Here is a 16,405-nt window from a genome sequence, read left to right on the forward strand (position 1 = left end):
GGCCTCATCCTCCTTCTCCAGCAGATCGAACGCCGTCACCTGAAGCCCCGGGGAAGCTTTCCGAGCTCAAAACACGACAGCAGCGTCATCAACCGCGAAGGCTTTTGGAGTCGCAGGCGGGCCAACCGGTGCGAGAACCGAGGTGCCCCTCGTCACCAGCCGTGGAACCGGGTTTCGTTACGGGGTGGAGAGGCCGGCGGCGTGCGGCAGGCGGTCGGCGGCGTTGGTGGCCACGGCGAGCACGCCGCCCAGCCAGGGCGAGTAGTGGTCCGGATGGGCGGCCAGGTCCGCCCGCAGCTCCTCCGGCGGCACCCAGCGGACGTCGGCCACCTCGGCCGGGTCGGGGTCCAGAGGCACGTCCGCCGACACCAGACCGACCACGACGTGGTCGTACTCGTGCTCGACGCGGCCGGTCTGCGGGTCCTCGGCCCGGTAGAGATACACGCCGGCCTCCTGCAACGCCACCTCGCGCAGCCCGATCTCCTCGACCAGCCGCTCGGCCGCGGCGGCGAGCACGGCCTGCCCGGGAGCCGGATGACCGCAGCAGGCGTTGGCCCAGCGCAGCGCGAACCGGGTCTTCACCGCGGCGCGCTGCTGCAGAAGGACGCGGCCCTGGTCGTCCAGCAACATCACCGAATACGCCCGGTGCAACCGGCCGGGCGCCGTATGCGCCTCGGCCACCATGAGGGAGCCGAGCGCGGTGCCGCCCGCGTCGACGAGCTCCACCAGTTGTGATTCCCGAGTAACCATGGGGGTCTCCTACCTCCTGTCATGAACAGACCTGACACGTCGGCATCAGGCCGCGCGTCCGTGCGCCTCGCCGCTGCTCAGTCTTTCCCAGACTTGCGGAGCCTTGGCATATGAGAAATCCACTCCCCGACTGCGGCCACAGGAATGTCGTCGGAAGGGAACTGCCCGGCCAGCACGGGGTGCCGCCTTCTTCGGCGCAGTACGTGGCTGAAATCGCCTTGCCGTGCGAAGTCGCAGCAGGTGCGGCTCAGTGCGGCTTCGCGTATACGCGAGATCGACTCGCACCCGCTGAGGGCGGAATATGGGCGACAATTGTATTTATAGCTTCTTCGCCGGCCGACCGTCAAGCCCCGCGTAGGGACGTACCGAAGCGGACGGCACCGCACCGGAACCGCGGTCATCCCGGGTGCACCTCGTCAAGGGTGGTCGTGACATCGTCGGGGTGGTAGTAAACTCGGCCGATTTGTTTGTAGCGACGCCAGTGGTGCATATGGGCGTAGCGATAGACAGTGCCCTTGGGTATGCGCCAGATGCTGGCGACGTCGTCTGCTGTCAGCCCGGCGCTCACGGCTTTGTGCTTCATCTGACCTCTCTCTGTGTTTGCATCCGGCGGGCGAGTCTGGTCCACCATGTGGCCGGCCACGTGTGCGCGTCAGAAGCCGTGCAGACGATCTCGGAGGGCAGCCGGTCGCCGTGAGTGCGCATCAGGGCCACGAGATTGCCATCGCAGTCGATGTCAGGGCAATCGCCGATGTGCACTCTGCGAACGCCGTTCGGGTCGGCGACACTGCGTGCCCTCCGCGAGAGTTCCTGGATTTCTTCCGCCAGATCACCGGCCGCCGGGTGGCGCGTGAGCCAATCCACATGCCGGCACAGGAAGCGGGCGAGCGCGGGGACGTCTCTGGCCGGCGGTCTCAGTCGACGCTCTTCGGCGACGAGGCCCGACCAGGATGCCAATACCGTACGGATGGAAGCTCGCACCTCGGCGGCGGCGGTATTCATCGTGCCGGTCGCGGCGCTCTTCCTGGCAACCTTCCGTACGACCTTCACCACCTCCGCTCCCGTGACTCTGCTGCAGTCGGAGTACAGTCCGGGAAGATGGAGCAGATCGGCTTCCAGCCGACGCTGGCACGGTGCACATAAGACTTTTCTGCCGCCAGTCGCCCCCGGTTTTTTCGACGTACTTCCGTTCGGTCTGCTTGCGCATGACGGGGCTCGACATGACTCGTGTCCTGTCAGCATTTCTCCCTCCCCGCCGCCGACGGTCGCCGCTCGCCGTCGGCGAGCCCGTGCTCCACCGCGGCGATGATCTGCGGCCGCAGCTCCTCCGGGCGGATGATCTTGTCCACCGAGCCCACCTGCTGCGCACGCTGGATCGAGTGCACGTTGTCGAACTCCGCGGCGACCTCGCCCAGCTTCTCCGCGCGCACCGTCGCCCACACGTTCTCCAGCCGGCCGGTGAGCTGCGCCCGCTCCCTGCCCGAGGCCCCGGAGATGCGGGCCTCCAGGTCCGCCACCCGCGGGTCGGCGGCGGTGCGCGAGTCGACGTCGGCGGCGAAGACCACCGCCGCGGCCGGCGCGCCGCCGAGGACCGAGGCGTACGAGCCCTCCACCGCCAGCACCGTCATGCCCGGGTTCAGCGCCTTGGAGAAGACCACGAACGCGCCGCCGTGGTAGCGCGAGATCACGCAGAACACGATCGGTCCGCGGAAGTTGACGATCGCCCGGCCGATCTCGGCGCCGTACTCCAGCTGGAGTTCGCGCATCGACTCCGGCGACCCGTCGAACCCGGAGAGGTTCGCCAGCACCACCACCGGCCGGTTCCCGCTCGCCGCGTTCACCGCCCGCGCGACCTTCTTCGACGAGCGCGGGAACAGCGTGCCGGCCGTGTACGTGTCCGGGCCGTCGGCCGGCGGGAAGCCGTGCCGCCGCACCGACCGCGACTCGATGCCCACCAGGCACACCGGCCGCCCGCCCAGGTGCACGTCCTGCACCACCGCGGTCTCCGCCTCGGCCATGTCGGCCCAGCGCTCCAGCACCGCGTGGTCCTGGTCGGCGAGCGCGCGCATCACCGTGCGGATGTCGAACGGCTTCTTGCGGTCCGGGTTGGTCTCCGGCGCGAAGATCTGCCCGACCGTGGTGAAGTCGCTGCCCTCGACGGCGTGCGGGAAGTCGCAGACGTTCCGGTCGACCGGGTCGGTGGTGACGGCCCTGCGCGGGCCGGCCTCGCCCGGCAGCACGTAGCTGTGGTCGTAGTGCGACATCAGCACGTCCCGCGCGGCCTTCACGTCCGGCGCCCAGTACTGCGCCTGGCCGTTGGGGCCCATCACCCGGTCGTAGCCGCCGATGCCGAAGTTGTCCTCGGCGGAGACGCCGCCGGAGAAGTCCAGCGACCGCTTGCCGGTGAGCACCATCGCCGAGTCCGGGGTCATCACGAGCACGCCCCGGGTGTGCATCAGCATCGTGGCCTCGGCGTTCCAGTACGGCTGCGCACCGACGTTGACACCGGCCACGACGACGTTGACCTCACCGCCGTCCTGGGTGAAGTGCACGATGCGGCGCAGCGCCCGCGCGATCCAGTCCATGTTCTCGGTGCCCGAGTCCATCGCGATCCGGGCGCCCGCGGACAGCGCGTACCACTCGACGGGCACCCGCAGCCGCTCCGCCAGGTCCAGCGCCGCGACCACCCGGGCGCACTCCGCCTCGGAGAGCGCCCCCAGCGCCTTCACCGGGTCGCCGAGGAGCACGACACGGGTCACGCCCTCCGGGTAGCGCTCGGTCGGCGTGGTGGCCACGCCGGCCACGATGCCGGCCTTGTTGAGGCCCTTGGGTCTCTGCACGGGGGCCAGCGCGCCGGCGTCGTCGAGGTCGTGCTCGGTGAACGAGCCGCCCGGACCGGCGATCATGTCGAACAGCTCGTACGGGTAGACCGTGCCGCGGCGCCGCACCCGCAGCACCTTCTGGCCGTAGTCGTCCAGCGGCTGGATCAGGTCGGTCGGCGGGTCGGTGACGCTGAGGCTGACGCCCCTGGCCACGTCGTACGACACCTGCACCGCCGCGGGGACCAGCCCGCCGCTGCGCCGGTCGCGCCGGCAGCCGAGGAACAGCACCTCCTCCACGCCCAGCCCCGCGGTCGTCGGCAGCACGCGGTGGGCGACGGCGTTGAGGTCCGCGAGCGTGAGGTCGCTGGGCGGCCGGACGTTGATGAAGATGCGGTTGGTGTCCTGGCGCTTGCTCTCCGGGTGCCGGATCTGCTCCTTGCGGATCGCGTCCAGGCAGGCGCCGAGCGCCGCCTCGACCTCCGGCAGCGCGAGGATGCGGCCCTCGTCGTCGCGGAGCGCGGTCAGGTCGCGGACCTGGGCCATGGCGACCAGCCGCTCGTCGGACCGGTTGTTGGGCGCCACGCAGCGCAGCAGGTACACGTCCTCGTTGGCGGACGGCAGCCGGGTGAGGTCGAAGTTGCGCAGCCGGCGCAGCAGCAGCCGGCGGCCGATGAGCGGGTGCATGCCGCGCATCAGCTTGTCCTCGACCAGGCCGTTCGAGGTCGGCAGGAACGTGAAGTGGTGCGGCGCGGCGCCGCCCCGGCCGGCGACCGTCGTGGTGATGCGGTGCAGGCTGCCGGGCAGGGCCGCGGCCGACAGCGTCGTACGCAGCCCCGCGGCCATGGCGTCGGAGTCGGCCGGCGGGTCGGTCCAGCTGAGGTAGAACTCGGCGACGACGGCGGTGGAGTCCGGCTCCGCGGCCGCCGCCTCCGCGACGGTCGCCGCCGCGGCGGCCAGGTCGTCGTAGTCGGAGACGGTGACCAGCAGCCGGTGCGAGACACCGTCCAGGTCGTACGCGCCGAGGACGAACGGGCGCCCGCCGATGGACTCGCAGCGCACGTCGGACAGCCCGTGGTCGCGGTACGCGCGCCGGCACAGCACCTCCAGCAGCGGGTCCGGCAGGGCGCCCAAGCGGCCGATGCGCTCGCAGAGCAGCTGCACCAGCGACGCGGAGCTGGCCGACATGTCGGCGATGCGCTCGTCGCGGTCGGCCGCGTCCGGGTGCTCGTCGAGGTGGCCGAGGTGCTCGCGTACCTGCGCGTAGACCTTCTCGCGGGCGCTGCGCAGCAGCGGCTGGGCGAACCAGCGGTACACCAGGCTCCGGGCGAGCGCCCCGACCGACGGGAAGCGGAGCTGCGTGGCGCGCAGCAGGTGCTCCAGCGCCCGGCTCACGGCCTGGCGCGAACGGGCCGGCGGCGGCTCCTCGTTGAGCCACTGCTGCAGCAGCCCGGTGATCACCGCGACGTCCGTGCCGGCGGCCTGCCGGGCCAGGAAGATGCGGAAGACCGCCTCCTCCAGCGCGGGCGTACGGTCCAGGGAGTCGATGCCGTAGTGGCCCAGCACCCGGCTCAGCCGCTCCCGGAAGCCCTCCGACAGGCCGGCCCGCTCGGCGTCGAGGCTCTGCAGGTAGGTGTGGAAGTACTCGCGCGGGCTGCGCACCCACGTCTCGGCCGGGATCTCCTCGCGCTCCGGCTTGTTGCGGCTCAGCTCGGAGATGTCGGCGAAGACCTCCAGCAGCCCGGCCTCGGCGGCCAGCGGCCGCTCCGCCAGCTCGGCGCGGACCGCGAGGTGCTCGGCCAGGGTGACGTCGGCGCCGCGCGAGTCGGCGTCGAAGCCGAGCAGCCGGCTGCGCAGTTCCGCCAGCCCGCGGTCGGCGCGCTGCTCGGCGGTGAGCCCGGCGGGCTCGGCGGGCAGGTCCAGGTCGACGCCGTCGGCGGCGACGCCGGCCGCGTCGATGTCCTCCAGCGGCTCCAGCCGTACCAGCGGCGCGCCGGTCTCGACCTGGCTGCCGACGGAGACCAGCGACTCCTTGAGCGACGCCCGGAACGGCGCGCGCAGGACCGTCTCCATCTTCATGCTCTCCAGCACCAGCACCGGGGCGCCCTCGTCGACCTCGTCGCCGACCGCGAGCGGCGTCGCGACCACCAGAGCCGGGGCGGGGGAGCGGACGACGCCGCCCTCGTCGCGGCTGATGCGGTGGGTCACGCCGTCGACCTCGACAAGCTGCACGGCGCCGTGGGCGCCGGTGACCAGCCGGAAGCGGCGGCCGTTGAGCTGTATCTGGCCGGTGTGCGCGTCGAACCGCTCCAGCTTCGCCTCGACGGTGCGCTCGGACTCCTCCGCACCCCCGGTGACGAAGCCGACGCGGTAGCGGCCGGGGCCGGTCTCCACGACGGTGAGCCGGTAGCCGGCGCCCCGCAGGGTGAGGTCGACGGGCCGGCCGCTCTCGTGGTGCACCTGCGGCCGGCCGCCGCGGGCGGTGGTCAGCAGCCGCTGCAGCTCGGCCCGTTTCCCGTCCTCGTACGCCTCGATCGCCGCGGCGGCGAGCGCGACGCCGGAGTGCCGGGGCGACGCCAGCCGGCCTTCCGCCCGTACCCGGTCGATCCAGCCGGTGTCGGCGCTGGCGTCGATCACCTCGGGCTCGTCGAGCAGGTCGAGGATGAAGCTCTTGTTGGTGGTGCCGCCCTCGATCAGCACCGTGGTGTCGCGCATCGCGTGCCGCAGCCGGGACAGCGCCTCGGCGCGGTCGCGGCCGTAGGCGATGATCTTGGCGATCATCGAGTCGAAGTCGGCGGGGATGGTGTCGCCCCGGCTGACGCCGGTGTCGACCCGGATGCCCGGGCCGGTGGGCAGGTCGAGCAGGGCGATGCGGCCGGGGGCGGGCGCGAAGTCGCGGTCGGGGTCCTCGGCGTTGAGCCTGGCCTCGACGGCGTGGCCCAGCTCGGCGGGCGGCCCGCCGGTGAGCCGGCCGCCGGCGGCCACGTGGAGCTGTGCCTTGACCAGGTCCATGCCGGTCGTGGCCTCGGTGACCGGGTGCTCCACCTGGAGCCGGGTGTTCACCTCCAGGAAGGCGAACATCCCGTCCTTCGGCTGGTACAGGAACTCCACCGTGCCCGCGCCGCGGTAGCCGACGGCCTGCGCCAGCCGCTCGGCCGACGACTTCAGCCGCTCCACCTGCTCCGGACCGAGCACCGGCGAGGCCGACTCCTCCACGACCTTCTGGTTGCGGCGCTGCACCGAGCAGTCGCGTACGCCCAGCGCCCACACGCCGCCCTGGCCGTCGGCGATCACCTGGACCTCGACGTGCCGGGCGCTCACCAGCAGTCGTTCCAGGAACACCGCGCCGTTGCCGAAGGCGCGCTCCGCCTCCTGGCTGGTGCGCTCGAACGCCTCGACCAGCTCGTCCGGCCGGTGCACGGCCCGTACGCCCCGGCCGCCGCCACCCGCGGTCGCCTTGAGCATCAGCGGATAGCCGATCCGCTCGGCCTCGCGCAGCGCCGTGTCCAGGTCCTCGACGGGGCCGCGGCTCCACGGCGCGACGGGGACGCCGACCTCCTCGGCGAGCAGCTTGGCGCTGATCTTGTCGCCCAGCTTGTGCATCGCCTCGGCGTCGGGGCCGACGAAGGTCACGCCCAGCTTCGCGCACAGCTCCGCGAAGGCCGGGTCCTCGGCGACGAAGCCCCAGCCGACCCAGGCGGCGTCGGCGCGGGTCTCGACGAGGGCGCGCTCCAGCACGGCGAGGTCGAGGTACGGGCGGTCCGCGGCCTTGCCGAGGTCGTAGGCGAGGTCCGCCTCCCGGACGAACGTGGCCGTGGCGTCGGCGTCGGTGTAGAGCGCCACGGTCTCGATCCGCGGTCCGCCGGCGGCGTTCAGCTCACCGACTGCCTGGATGAGCCGCATCGCGGCCTCGCCGCGGTTGATGATCGCTATACGGCTGAACACCGAGTCGAGCCTCCCAAGGTCAGCAACGGAAGAAGGCGGGCGCGCCGCCTGTAGCCGGTGAGTCGGTGCTGCACCCCATCGGACGAGTCACGGTGCGGTGGCTGCTCACATGCCTGTCAGCGGGCGCGCCGGCGGCCTTTCCGTCGGCGCGCCCGCTGACCGGGGTGTGCCGGAGGGCGGCCCGGCACACGGATGCTTCAGGGTTGTTCTTGGAGTCTGTCGTGGAGGATGCGGGACAGTTCGACGCGGCGGGTCTTCAGGGTGGCGGTGCGGGGGAGTTCGGCCATGGGGATCTGGACGGGCTCGGCGAGCTGGGGCCAGTCACCGGTGGCCTGCCGCCAGCGGCCGGTGTCGATCGGCTTGTCCTCACGGGTGCACACGATCGGCACCGCGCTGGCGTCCGGACCCTGGACGACGACGAGTTCGACGAGTTCGTCCAGGCGGTCCAGGACGGTGTCCTCGATCTCCAGACTGGAACCGACGCCCGGGATGGTGTCGATCTCCCGGTCCAGCATGTGCAGACAGCCGAGCTTCGTGCGGTAGCCGACATCGCCGGTGCGCCACCAGCCGTCGTTGACGTTCTCGTCGTAACGGTCCTGCTCACCGTGGTACGCCTTGGCGATACCGTCCCAGCGGACCTCGATGAACCCCGGATTGCTCTCCGAGACCGCCCGCTCGTTCTGCGAGACGACCCGCACCTTCGCGCTGCCCGGCAGGGCGAAACCCACGCAGCGGCCGTCCATCTCCCGCGCGTGGCGGCGGTAGTACGGCCGGCCCACCGCCGGACCCACCTCGCTCTGCCCGTAGATCTGGAAGAACTGCGGGGCACGCCGCTTCGAGGAGTCCAGCAGCCGGCGCACCGTACGCGGGTGGATCGCATCGAAGGTGGAGGAGAAATACTTCACCGACGCAAAAGGCTTCCGCGGGTCGTTGACCAGCCCCTCCCACGCCAGGAACGAGTTGGGCAGCGCCTCGATCAGACCCGGACGGTTCTTGACGAAGAACTGCGCCACCTCCTCCGGATCGTGGTTGTTGACCAGGATCGTCGGCATGCCCTTCATCAGCACCAGCGCCATCGCCGCGAAGAGCCGCGAGTGCACGAACGGGATACTGATCGCCACCGTCTCCCGCCGCGGCATGATCCCCAGCATGAACAACTGCGGCCGCAACCGGGTACGCATCGTCCGCGCGGTGTGCACCACCAGCTTCGGCAGCCCCGTCGTCCCCGACGTGTGCGTGATCATCGCCGGCTCGTCCAAACCCGTGAACACCGACTGGACCCCCGCCGAACCCGCCAGATCCGCCAGCGACACCACACCGTCACCGGCATCCGCACCCGGGTCCGCAACGGTGATCACCGACTCGGCCAGCGCGTCGAGGTCCTCACCCGCCAGCAGCTTCAACTTCGCGGCATCGGTAAGCAGCCGGGGCCGGCCCAAACGCCGCATCAACGCCGCCACCGTCGGCGCGTCCAGCGCCGGCGACAGCATCACCGGCACGGCGCCGACGCGGGCGGCGGCGGTGCCCAGCACCCACGAATCGAAGTTCGGCCGCTTGTAGATCACCAGGTGATCCCCGGCCCGCACCCCCGCCGCCGCCAGCCGGCCCGCCAGATCCACGACATAATGCGCCAACTCGTTGACCGTGATCCGACGCCCCGCCTCCGGCAGCACATCCAGATCATGATCCAACGTCAGCAGCACCGACCCATGCTTCACAGCCGCACGCTGCGCAAGCACCCCCAGATACAAACCACGCTTGTGCATCGGATTCTGGCTCATAAAGCCCTCCACCCAGACCAGCGTTCTCGAAAACCGACCGATAAACGTACCGTCCCGAAGCCACGCCCACCCAGCATCCGGCACCCCACTTGGCCACCGCATATCGATGACTTGGCGTTCACTTGGCGGTTTGCCGTGGTGAATTCCATAGAGCGAACCGGGTCCGCCTCAGGCGGTGATGACCTGGGGCTTGCCGACGGGCGCGTCTTCCTCCTCGCCCATCTCCTCGGCGATGCGCATGGCCTCGTCGATGAGGGTTTCGACGATCTTGGACTCGGGCACAGTGGCGACGACCTTCCCCTTGACGAAGATCTGCCCCTTGCCGTTGCCCGACGCCACGCCCAGGTCGGCGTCGCGCGCCTCGCCGGGACCGTTGACGACGCAGCCCATCACGGCGACGCGCAGCGGGACCTCCATACCGTCGAGCCCGGCGGTCACCTCGTTCGCCAGCTTGTAGACGTCCACCTGTGCCCGCCCGCACGAGGGGCAGGAGACGATCTCCAGGCGGCGCTCCTTGAGCGCGAGGGACTCCAGGATCGCCATGCCGACCTTGACCTCTTCGACCGGCGGCGCGGACAGCGACACCCGGATGGTGTCGCCGATGCCCTCGGACAGCAGGGCGCCGAAGGCCACCGCGGACTTCACGGTGCCCTGGAACTCGGGGCCGGCCTCGGTCACGCCGAGGTGCAGCGGGTAGTCGCAGGCCGCGGCCAGCTTGCGGTACGCATTGATCATCACGACCGGGTCGTGGTGCTTCACGGAGATCTTGATGTCCCGGAAGCCGTGCTCCTCGAAGAGCGAGCACTCCCACAGCGCCGACTCCACCAGCGCGTCCGCGGTGGCGCTGCCGTACTTCTCCATGAGCCGCTTGTCCAGCGAGCCCGCGTTCACGCCGATGCGGATCGGCACCTCCGCCGCCGCGGCGGCCTTGGCGATCTCGCCGACCTTGTCGTCGAACGCCTTGATGTTGCCGGGGTTCACGCGGACCGCGGCGCAGCCCGCCTCGATCGCCGCGAAGACGTACCGCGGCTGGAAGTGGATGTCGGCGATCACCGGAATCCCCGACTTGCGCGCGATCTCCGGCAGTGCTTCGGCGTCGTCGGCCGAGGGCACGGCGACGCGTACGATCTGGCAACCCGACGCCGTGAGCTGCGCGATCTGCTGCAGCGTCGCGTTCACGTCGGCCGTCACGGTGGTGCACATCGACTGCACGCTCACCGGCGCACCGCCGCCCACCAGCACGGCCTTGTCGTCGTGCCCGAGCTTCAGCTGCCGGCTCTCCCGACGGGGAGCAACCTGCTGCGGCACCTTGGGCATGCCCAGGTCCACCACGTATGATCATCCTCTCAATTGGGTCGTGGCGGGCCGGAGTCCAGGCCCCGCCGGTCTCGCTGCTGCGTCAGCGGCCGCGGTACGCGACCTGCTGCGCCATCTTGTCCAGCCGTTCCCGCCAGCCGTCCGCCAGCGGCGCGCCCTCAAGCGCCTTCCGCGCGGTCTGCACGAGCTCGTCGATCCGGTCCTCGGCCTCCTGGCGGACGCCGGAGGCGAGCATCGCGGCGCGGAGGCGGTCGGGGTCCCCGTTCTCGCCGTCGGTGACCAGCGCCGCCACGTCGGCGTCCTTGCCGGCCGCCAGGGCGAGCAGCAGGTTCATCTTGTGCTCGCTGACGTCCGGGCCCGCCGGCTTGCCGGTCGCCTCGGAGTCGCCGAAGGCGTCGAGGAGGTCGTCGCGGAGCTGGAATGCCTCGCCGACGGCGACGCCGTACGCCTCGTACGCCTCGCGGAGGTCCTCGCGGCCGGCGATGGCGGCGCCGAGGGCCATGGGGCGGTGGATCGTGTACTGGCCGGACTTGCAGACGGCGACCCAGCGGGCCAGGTCCGGGTCCGGGGCCGGCTCGGCGGCCAGGGCCATGTCGAGCTGCCGGCCGACGATCACCTCGGTGCTGAGGTACGCCCAGACGTCCCGGGCGGCGCCGGGCAGGTGGCGCGTGATCTTGTTGGCGTAGCTGAAGGCCAGGTCGCCGGCGACGATGGCGAAGCTGTCGCCGTAGCGGCGGGACTCGCCGGCCCAGCCGTGCCGCTCGTGGATGCCGGCGTGCTTCACGTGGGCGGTCGGCTTGCCGCGGCGGGTGGGGGCGTTGCCGAGGACGTCGTCGTGGAGGAGGGCGAAGGTGTGGAGCAACTCCACGCCCGCGGCCGCGTTGACGACCGCGCCCTCGGCGGCGGAGCCGTCGAGCCTGCCGCCCGCGGCGAGGTAGCCGCTGATGCAGAAGGTCGGGCGCAGCCGCTTGCCGCCCGCGGCAACCAGCTCGGCGATGGCCTCGACGGGCTGCGCGGCGCGGGTGTCCACACTGCCCCAGCGGTCGGCCTCGTCGCGCAGCAGGACCTCGATCCGTTCGACGGTGCGGGCGAGCAGCTTCCCGGCGTCGTCCTCGGCGGCCCCACCGCCTGCCGGGGAGCTGCCGGCGGTCTCGGTGGACTCGTCGTCGGCGGCCTGCTCGCCGGGGAGTTCGAGCCCGGACGGCGGCCGGAACACGACGGTTTCCTTCGCGGTCACCTCGGACTCGACGTCGACGTAGCCGAGGGTGGCGAGACGCTCCATGAGCTGCTGGACGAGGACCTCGGGCGCGCTGGCGCCGGAGCTGACGCCGACGGTCTCGGCGCCCTCCAGCCAGGCCGGGTCGAAGTGGTCGACGGACGGGACCAGCCTGGCGGGCGTGCCGTGGGCCTCGGCGACCTCGACCATGCGTATGGAGTTGCTGGAGTTGGTGGCCCCCACGACCAGGACGAAGTCACTGCGGGCGGCGATGGCCTTGATGGCGTTCTGCCGGTTCTGGCTGGCGTAGCAGATGTCCTCGCTGCCCGCGCCGACGATCCCCGGGAACCGCTCCTTCAGGATGTCCACGATCTCCGAGGTGTCGTCCAGCGACAGCGTCGTCTGGGTGAGGAACGCCGCCTCCGTCCCCGGTGGCAGCTCGACCTGCCGCGCCTCCTCGACGTCCTCGACGATGAGCGTGCGGTCCGGTGCCTCGCCGTAGGTGCCCTCGATCTCCTCGTGGTCGGCGTGCCCGATGAGCAGCAGGGTGCGCTCGTCACGGGCGTAGCGCCGGGCCTCCTGGTGCACCTTGGACACCAGCGGGCAGGTCGCGTCGATGACGTTCAGCTGCCGGCCGGCGGCGTTCTCGCGCACCTGCGGCGAGACGCCGTGGGCGGAGAAGATGCACACCGCACCCTCGGGCACCTCGGTCTCGGAGTCGACGAAGATGGTGCCGCGCTCCTCCAGCTCGCGCACCACGTGCTGGTTGTGCACGATCTCCTTGCGCACGTACACCGGCGCGCCGTGGATCTCCAGCGCACGCTCCACGATCTCGATGGCCCTCTCGACGCCGGCACAGAAGCCGCGCGGCTCCGCCAGAATGACCTTCTTGCCGCCCTTTTGCTTCCTCTTTTCCACCGCGATAGCCATGTGGAATAGGGTGCGGAATCGCCGGGACGAGCGTCAAGAATGAAGGTGGGGCAACATATTGTCACCCCCGCCTAGAACCCCTCTCACATGCGCATTCACGGGCTGCCGACGAGGGGTCGGATAGGTGTGGGATGCAGCCGGCGCGCGGGTGGAAAACGCGCGCTGGCCGGGGAATTCGGCAGGGCTCGGCGCCGGGTCGACGCCCCGCGGAAATGCGCCGCTAACGTACCCGCAAAGAAGGGTCGTTATCGCGACGCGGTCGCGGAGAATGCGACCAGGGCGTCGACGCGGGCGGAAAGTTGAATAGTGGAGCGGCGGACGAGCGCTCCCGCGTTACATGAATTATTGTCTCGCCCTACCGCTCCACAGTCACGAGTATGGTGACGCTCCTTGGGCCGCACTGTGCTCCGAGTTGGCGGCGGCTTGGCGTCTTGCGGGCCCTCGGACCGATCGATCAGACGCCCGGAAAAATGACAAGAGTCTGTCATCTCGGGCCGCCAGCAACATGTTGCCTCTCAGGACTCCTTGCTGAATTCGGTTCGCGCCCCGAGTGTTGTTCCATGACACTTCTAGATTCGCTCCGTGGTCCGAAGGATCTCAAGGACCTTGGGCCGAATGAGCTCACCGGTCTTGCCGCCGAGATCAGGGACCGATTGATCTCCACGGTGTCGGCGAACAGCGGGCACCTCGGTCCGAACCTCGGCGTGGTGGAACTCACCATCGCCATGCACCGCGTGTTCGATTCCCCTCGCGATCCGCTCATCTTCGACACCGGCCACCAGTCGTACGTGCACAAGCTGCTGACCGGCCGGCAGGAGGAGTTCGCCACCCTGCGGCAGCCCGGCGGCATGTCCGGATACCCGTGCCAGGCGGAGTCGCCCCACGACCACGTGGAGAACTCGCACGCCTCGACCTCCCTGTCGTACGCCGACGGGCTGGCCAAGGCCTTCAAGCTGCGCGGCGAGGACGACCGCACGGTGGCCGCGGTCATCGGCGACGGCGCGCTCACCGGCGGCATGGCCTGGGAGGCGCTGAACAACATCGCCGCGGCCAAGTCGAACCGCGTCGTGGTCATCGTCAACGACAACGGCCGCTCGTACTCGCCGACCCACGGCGCCATCGCCACCCACCTCGCGCAGGTGCGGACGTCGCAGAAGTACGAGAACGTGCTCGCCTCCATCAAGTCGACGCTGCCCAAGACCCCGTTGGTCGGCGCGCCCCTCTACGAGACGCTGCACGGAATCAAGAAGGGGCTGAAGGACGTCCTGCAGCCGCAGGTCATGTTCGAGGACCTGGGGCTGAAGTACGTCGGTCCCATCGACGGCCACGACCAGGCCGGCCTGGAGCTGGCGCTGGCCCACGCCAAGGACTTCGGCGGCCCGGTGATCGTGCACGTGCTGACCCGCAAGGGCCACGGCTACGCGCCCGCGGAGAACAACGACGAGGACCACCTGCACCAGGTCGGGGCCAACACCGACCCGCTCACCGGCACGCCGGTGAAGAAGGGGGCGCGGACCTGGTCCCACGTGTTCGCCGACGAGATCCTGAAGATCGGCGGCAAACGCGAGGACGTGGTCGGCATCACCGCGGCGATGCTCCACCCCACCGGGCTCGCGCCGTTCGCGAAGGCGCACCCGGACCGGGTCTTCGACGTCGGCATCGCCGAGCAGCACGCCGTCACCATGGCGGCGGGGCTCGCGATGGGCGGGCTGCACCCGGTGGTGGCGCTCTACTCGACGTTCCTCAACCGCGCCTTCGACCAGATGCTCATGGACGTGGCCCTCCACAAGCTGCCCGTCACCTTCGTGCTGGACCGCGCCGGTGTCACCGGCCCCGACGGCGCGAGCCACAACGGCATGTGGGACGGCTCGATCAGCCAGATGGTTCCCGGCATGCGCGTCGCCGCCCCGCGCGACGCCACCCGGCTCTCGGAGCTGCTCACCGAGGCGCTGGACGACTCCACCGGGCCGACCCTGCTGCGCTGGCCCAAGGCGCCGGCCGGCGAGGAGGTCCCGGGCCTGGGCAAGCTGGGCGGCATGGACGTCGTCGCCCGCCCCGAGGAGGGCACCGCCGCCGACGTGCTGCTCGTCGGCGCCGGAGTGATGGCCGGGGTGTGCGCGGACGCCGCGGCCCGCCTCGCCGACCAGGGCATCGGCGCCCTCGCCGTGGACCCGCGGTGGGTCAAGCCGGTCGACCCGGCGCTCGCCGCCGCGGCCCGCGACGTACGGCTCGTGGTCACCGTCGAGGACAACGGCATCTCCGGCGGCTTCGGCGACGCCGTCTCCCGCGACCTGCGCGACGCGGGCGTGGCCACGCCGGTGACGTGCTTCGGCCTGCCGCAGGAGTTCCTGGACCACAACACCCGCGGCGGCATCCTCGAACAGGCCGGGCTCACCGGCCAGCACATCGCCCGCTCCGTCACCGAGGCGGTCTCCGGCCGCCGCCGCGACAGCGCGGACACGGTGGTCGGCTCCCGCTGACCCCGCTTCGGCCGCAGCCGGCGAGGGCCGTGCCCCCTTCCGGGGAGCACCGGCCCTCGCCGTGTCGTACGCCGCCGAAGCGCCCCAGGGCCGTACGGCTAGCCGGCGAGGGCGATGTCCATCTCCTCCAGTTCGGCCTTGATGTCGATCGCCGAGATCCGGCCGTCGGTGACGGTGAGCCGGAACGCCACGTGCGGCCGGCCGTCGAGGACCCACACCAGCCCCTTCGTGCCGTCGAGGTCCGCCAGCACCGGCGACCACGTGCGCCCGGCGAAGACGCGGTTGACCGCGTCCCGGCCGCGCAGCTCCGCGTCGACGCCCATCTCGATGGCGGCCGGGTCCGAGCGCAGCACGATGTCCGGGTCCAGCATCTCCAGCAGGGCCTCGAAGTTGCCGTCCTTGGATGCCGCGAGAAACGCGCTCGCCAGCGTCGTCTTGCCCGTACGCACCGCCGCCGCGCTGCCCTCCCGGTAGACGCCGAGCGGCCTGGTCCTGGCGGCCGGCGTGGCGTGCTGCACCCGCCGCCGGGCGCGGCTGGCCAACTGCCGCGCCGCGGCGGGGGACCGGTCCACGATCGGCGCGATCTCGTCGAACGGCACGGCGAACATGTCGTGGAGCACGAACGCGAGCCGCTCCGCCGGCGACAGCGTGTCCAGGACCACCAGCAGTGCGAGGCCGACGGAGTCGGCGACCAGCGCCTCCTCCTCCGGGTCGTCCGGCGCGTGCGCGTCGTACGACTGGCCGTTCCGCTCGGTGTCCACCAGGTCCTCGGGACGGGACTTGCGGGACTGCAGCATGTTCAAGGAAACTCGGGCGACGATGGTGGTCAGCCAGCCGCCCATGTTCTCGACCCGGCTGGTGTCCGAGCGGCTCAGCCTGATCCACGCCTCCTGGACCGCGTCCTCCGCCTCGTCGGTCGAGCCGAGCATCCGGTACGCGACGGCACGCAGGCGAGGGCGATCTTTCTCGAACCTCTCCGCCAGCGAGTCGTGTTCATGCATCTGGTCAGATCCTCCCACCTGTGGGCCCGCTCAGTGAGCTTACTTGGTGTGCCGTCCGGTGTGACCTGCGCCCCCGCATGATCGGTGGGGTGAGCAACAGGTTGCCAAGTCGCCACCAAGCCGATCGCAAGCGAAATGAGCAAAGATAACGCTTGTGCACCGTGCG

General features: G+C 70.9%; 9 protein-coding genes. 1 reads left to right on the top strand and 8 read right to left on the bottom strand.

The features are described from left to right. Positions 1-177: 177 nt before the first annotated feature. The 7 genes from idi to ispH all read right to left on the bottom strand — a co-directional run bounded on the left by idi (position 178) and on the right by ispH (position 12,758). A complete protein-coding gene (idi, locus tag DMB38_RS25250; protein WP_125937077.1) occupies positions 178-750 on the bottom strand; it encodes an isopentenyl-diphosphate Delta-isomerase in 573 nt (190 codons plus the stop codon). A 397-nt stretch (positions 751-1,147) separates the two neighbouring features. Beyond that, positions 1,148-1,333, bottom strand: coding sequence for a helix-turn-helix domain-containing protein (locus DMB38_RS25255; protein ID WP_125937078.1), 186 nt, complete (start codon positions 1,331-1,333; stop codon positions 1,148-1,150). Then, positions 1,330-1,803 carry a hypothetical protein gene (locus tag DMB38_RS25260; protein ID WP_240662456.1) on the bottom strand — a complete coding sequence of 158 codons (474 nt, stop codon included), beginning with the start codon at positions 1,801-1,803 and terminating at the stop codon, positions 1,330-1,332. Before DMB38_RS25260 ends, DMB38_RS25255 begins: the two co-directional genes overlap by 4 nt. Positions 1,804-1,985: 182 nt before the next feature. After that, positions 1,986-7,514 (bottom strand): carboxyl transferase domain-containing protein, encoded by a 5,529-nt coding sequence (locus tag DMB38_RS25265; RefSeq protein WP_125937079.1) that lies wholly within the window; start codon positions 7,512-7,514, stop codon positions 1,986-1,988. Between the two features lie 197 nt (positions 7,515-7,711). Then, entirely contained in the window at positions 7,712-9,295 is a 1,584-nt protein-coding gene (locus DMB38_RS25270; protein WP_164716217.1) for an AMP-binding protein, read from the bottom strand. A 168-nt stretch (positions 9,296-9,463) separates the two neighbouring features. Beyond that, positions 9,464-10,612, bottom strand: coding sequence for a flavodoxin-dependent (E)-4-hydroxy-3-methylbut-2-enyl-diphosphate synthase (gene ispG / locus DMB38_RS25275; RefSeq protein WP_125939261.1), 1,149 nt, complete (start codon positions 10,610-10,612; stop codon positions 9,464-9,466). A gap of 82 nt (positions 10,613-10,694) precedes the next feature. After that, positions 10,695-12,758 (bottom strand): 4-hydroxy-3-methylbut-2-enyl diphosphate reductase, encoded by a 2,064-nt coding sequence (gene ispH / locus DMB38_RS25280; protein ID WP_125937081.1) that lies wholly within the window; start codon positions 12,756-12,758, stop codon positions 10,695-10,697. Positions 12,759-13,318: 560 nt separating this feature from the next. On the opposite strand from ispH, the gene dxs reads away from it, so the two are divergent. Beyond that, positions 13,319-15,238: a 1-deoxy-D-xylulose-5-phosphate synthase gene (gene dxs, locus DMB38_RS25285; RefSeq protein ID WP_125937082.1), complete on the top strand. Its 1,920-nt coding sequence runs from the start codon at positions 13,319-13,321 to the stop codon at positions 15,236-15,238. Between the two features lie 98 nt (positions 15,239-15,336). Here the strand turns inward: dxs and DMB38_RS25290 are convergent, their stop codons facing one another. Further along, positions 15,337-16,239: a sigma-70 family RNA polymerase sigma factor gene (locus DMB38_RS25290; RefSeq protein WP_125937083.1), complete on the bottom strand. Its 903-nt coding sequence runs from the start codon at positions 16,237-16,239 to the stop codon at positions 15,337-15,339. Between the last annotated feature and the right edge of the window lie 166 nt (positions 16,240-16,405).

Source organism: Streptomyces sp. WAC 06738 (assembly GCF_003945505.1).
GTDB lineage: Bacteria > Actinomycetota > Actinomycetes > Streptomycetales > Streptomycetaceae > Streptomyces.

Bases quoted from the DNA above. Each gene is read 5' to 3' on its own strand.
- idi (WP_125937077.1), bottom strand. From the start codon at position 750: ATGGTTACTCGGGAATCACAACTGGTGGAGCTCGTCGACGCGGGCGGC.
- DMB38_RS25255 (WP_125937078.1), bottom strand. From the start codon at position 1,333: ATGAAGCACAAAGCCGTGAGCGCCGGGCTGACAGCAGACGACGTCGCC.
- DMB38_RS25270 (WP_164716217.1), bottom strand. From the start codon at position 9,295: ATGAGCCAGAATCCGATGCACAAGCGTGGTTTGTATCTGGGGGTGCTT.
- ispG (WP_125939261.1), bottom strand. From the start codon at position 10,612: ATGCCCAAGGTGCCGCAGCAGGTTGCTCCCCGTCGGGAGAGCCGGCAG.
- ispH (WP_125937081.1), bottom strand. From the start codon at position 12,758: ATGGCTATCGCGGTGGAAAAGAGGAAGCAAAAGGGCGGCAAGAAGGTC.
- dxs (WP_125937082.1), top strand. From the start codon at position 13,319: ATGACACTTCTAGATTCGCTCCGTGGTCCGAAGGATCTCAAGGACCTT.
- DMB38_RS25290 (WP_125937083.1), bottom strand. From the start codon at position 16,239: ATGCATGAACACGACTCGCTGGCGGAGAGGTTCGAGAAAGATCGCCCT.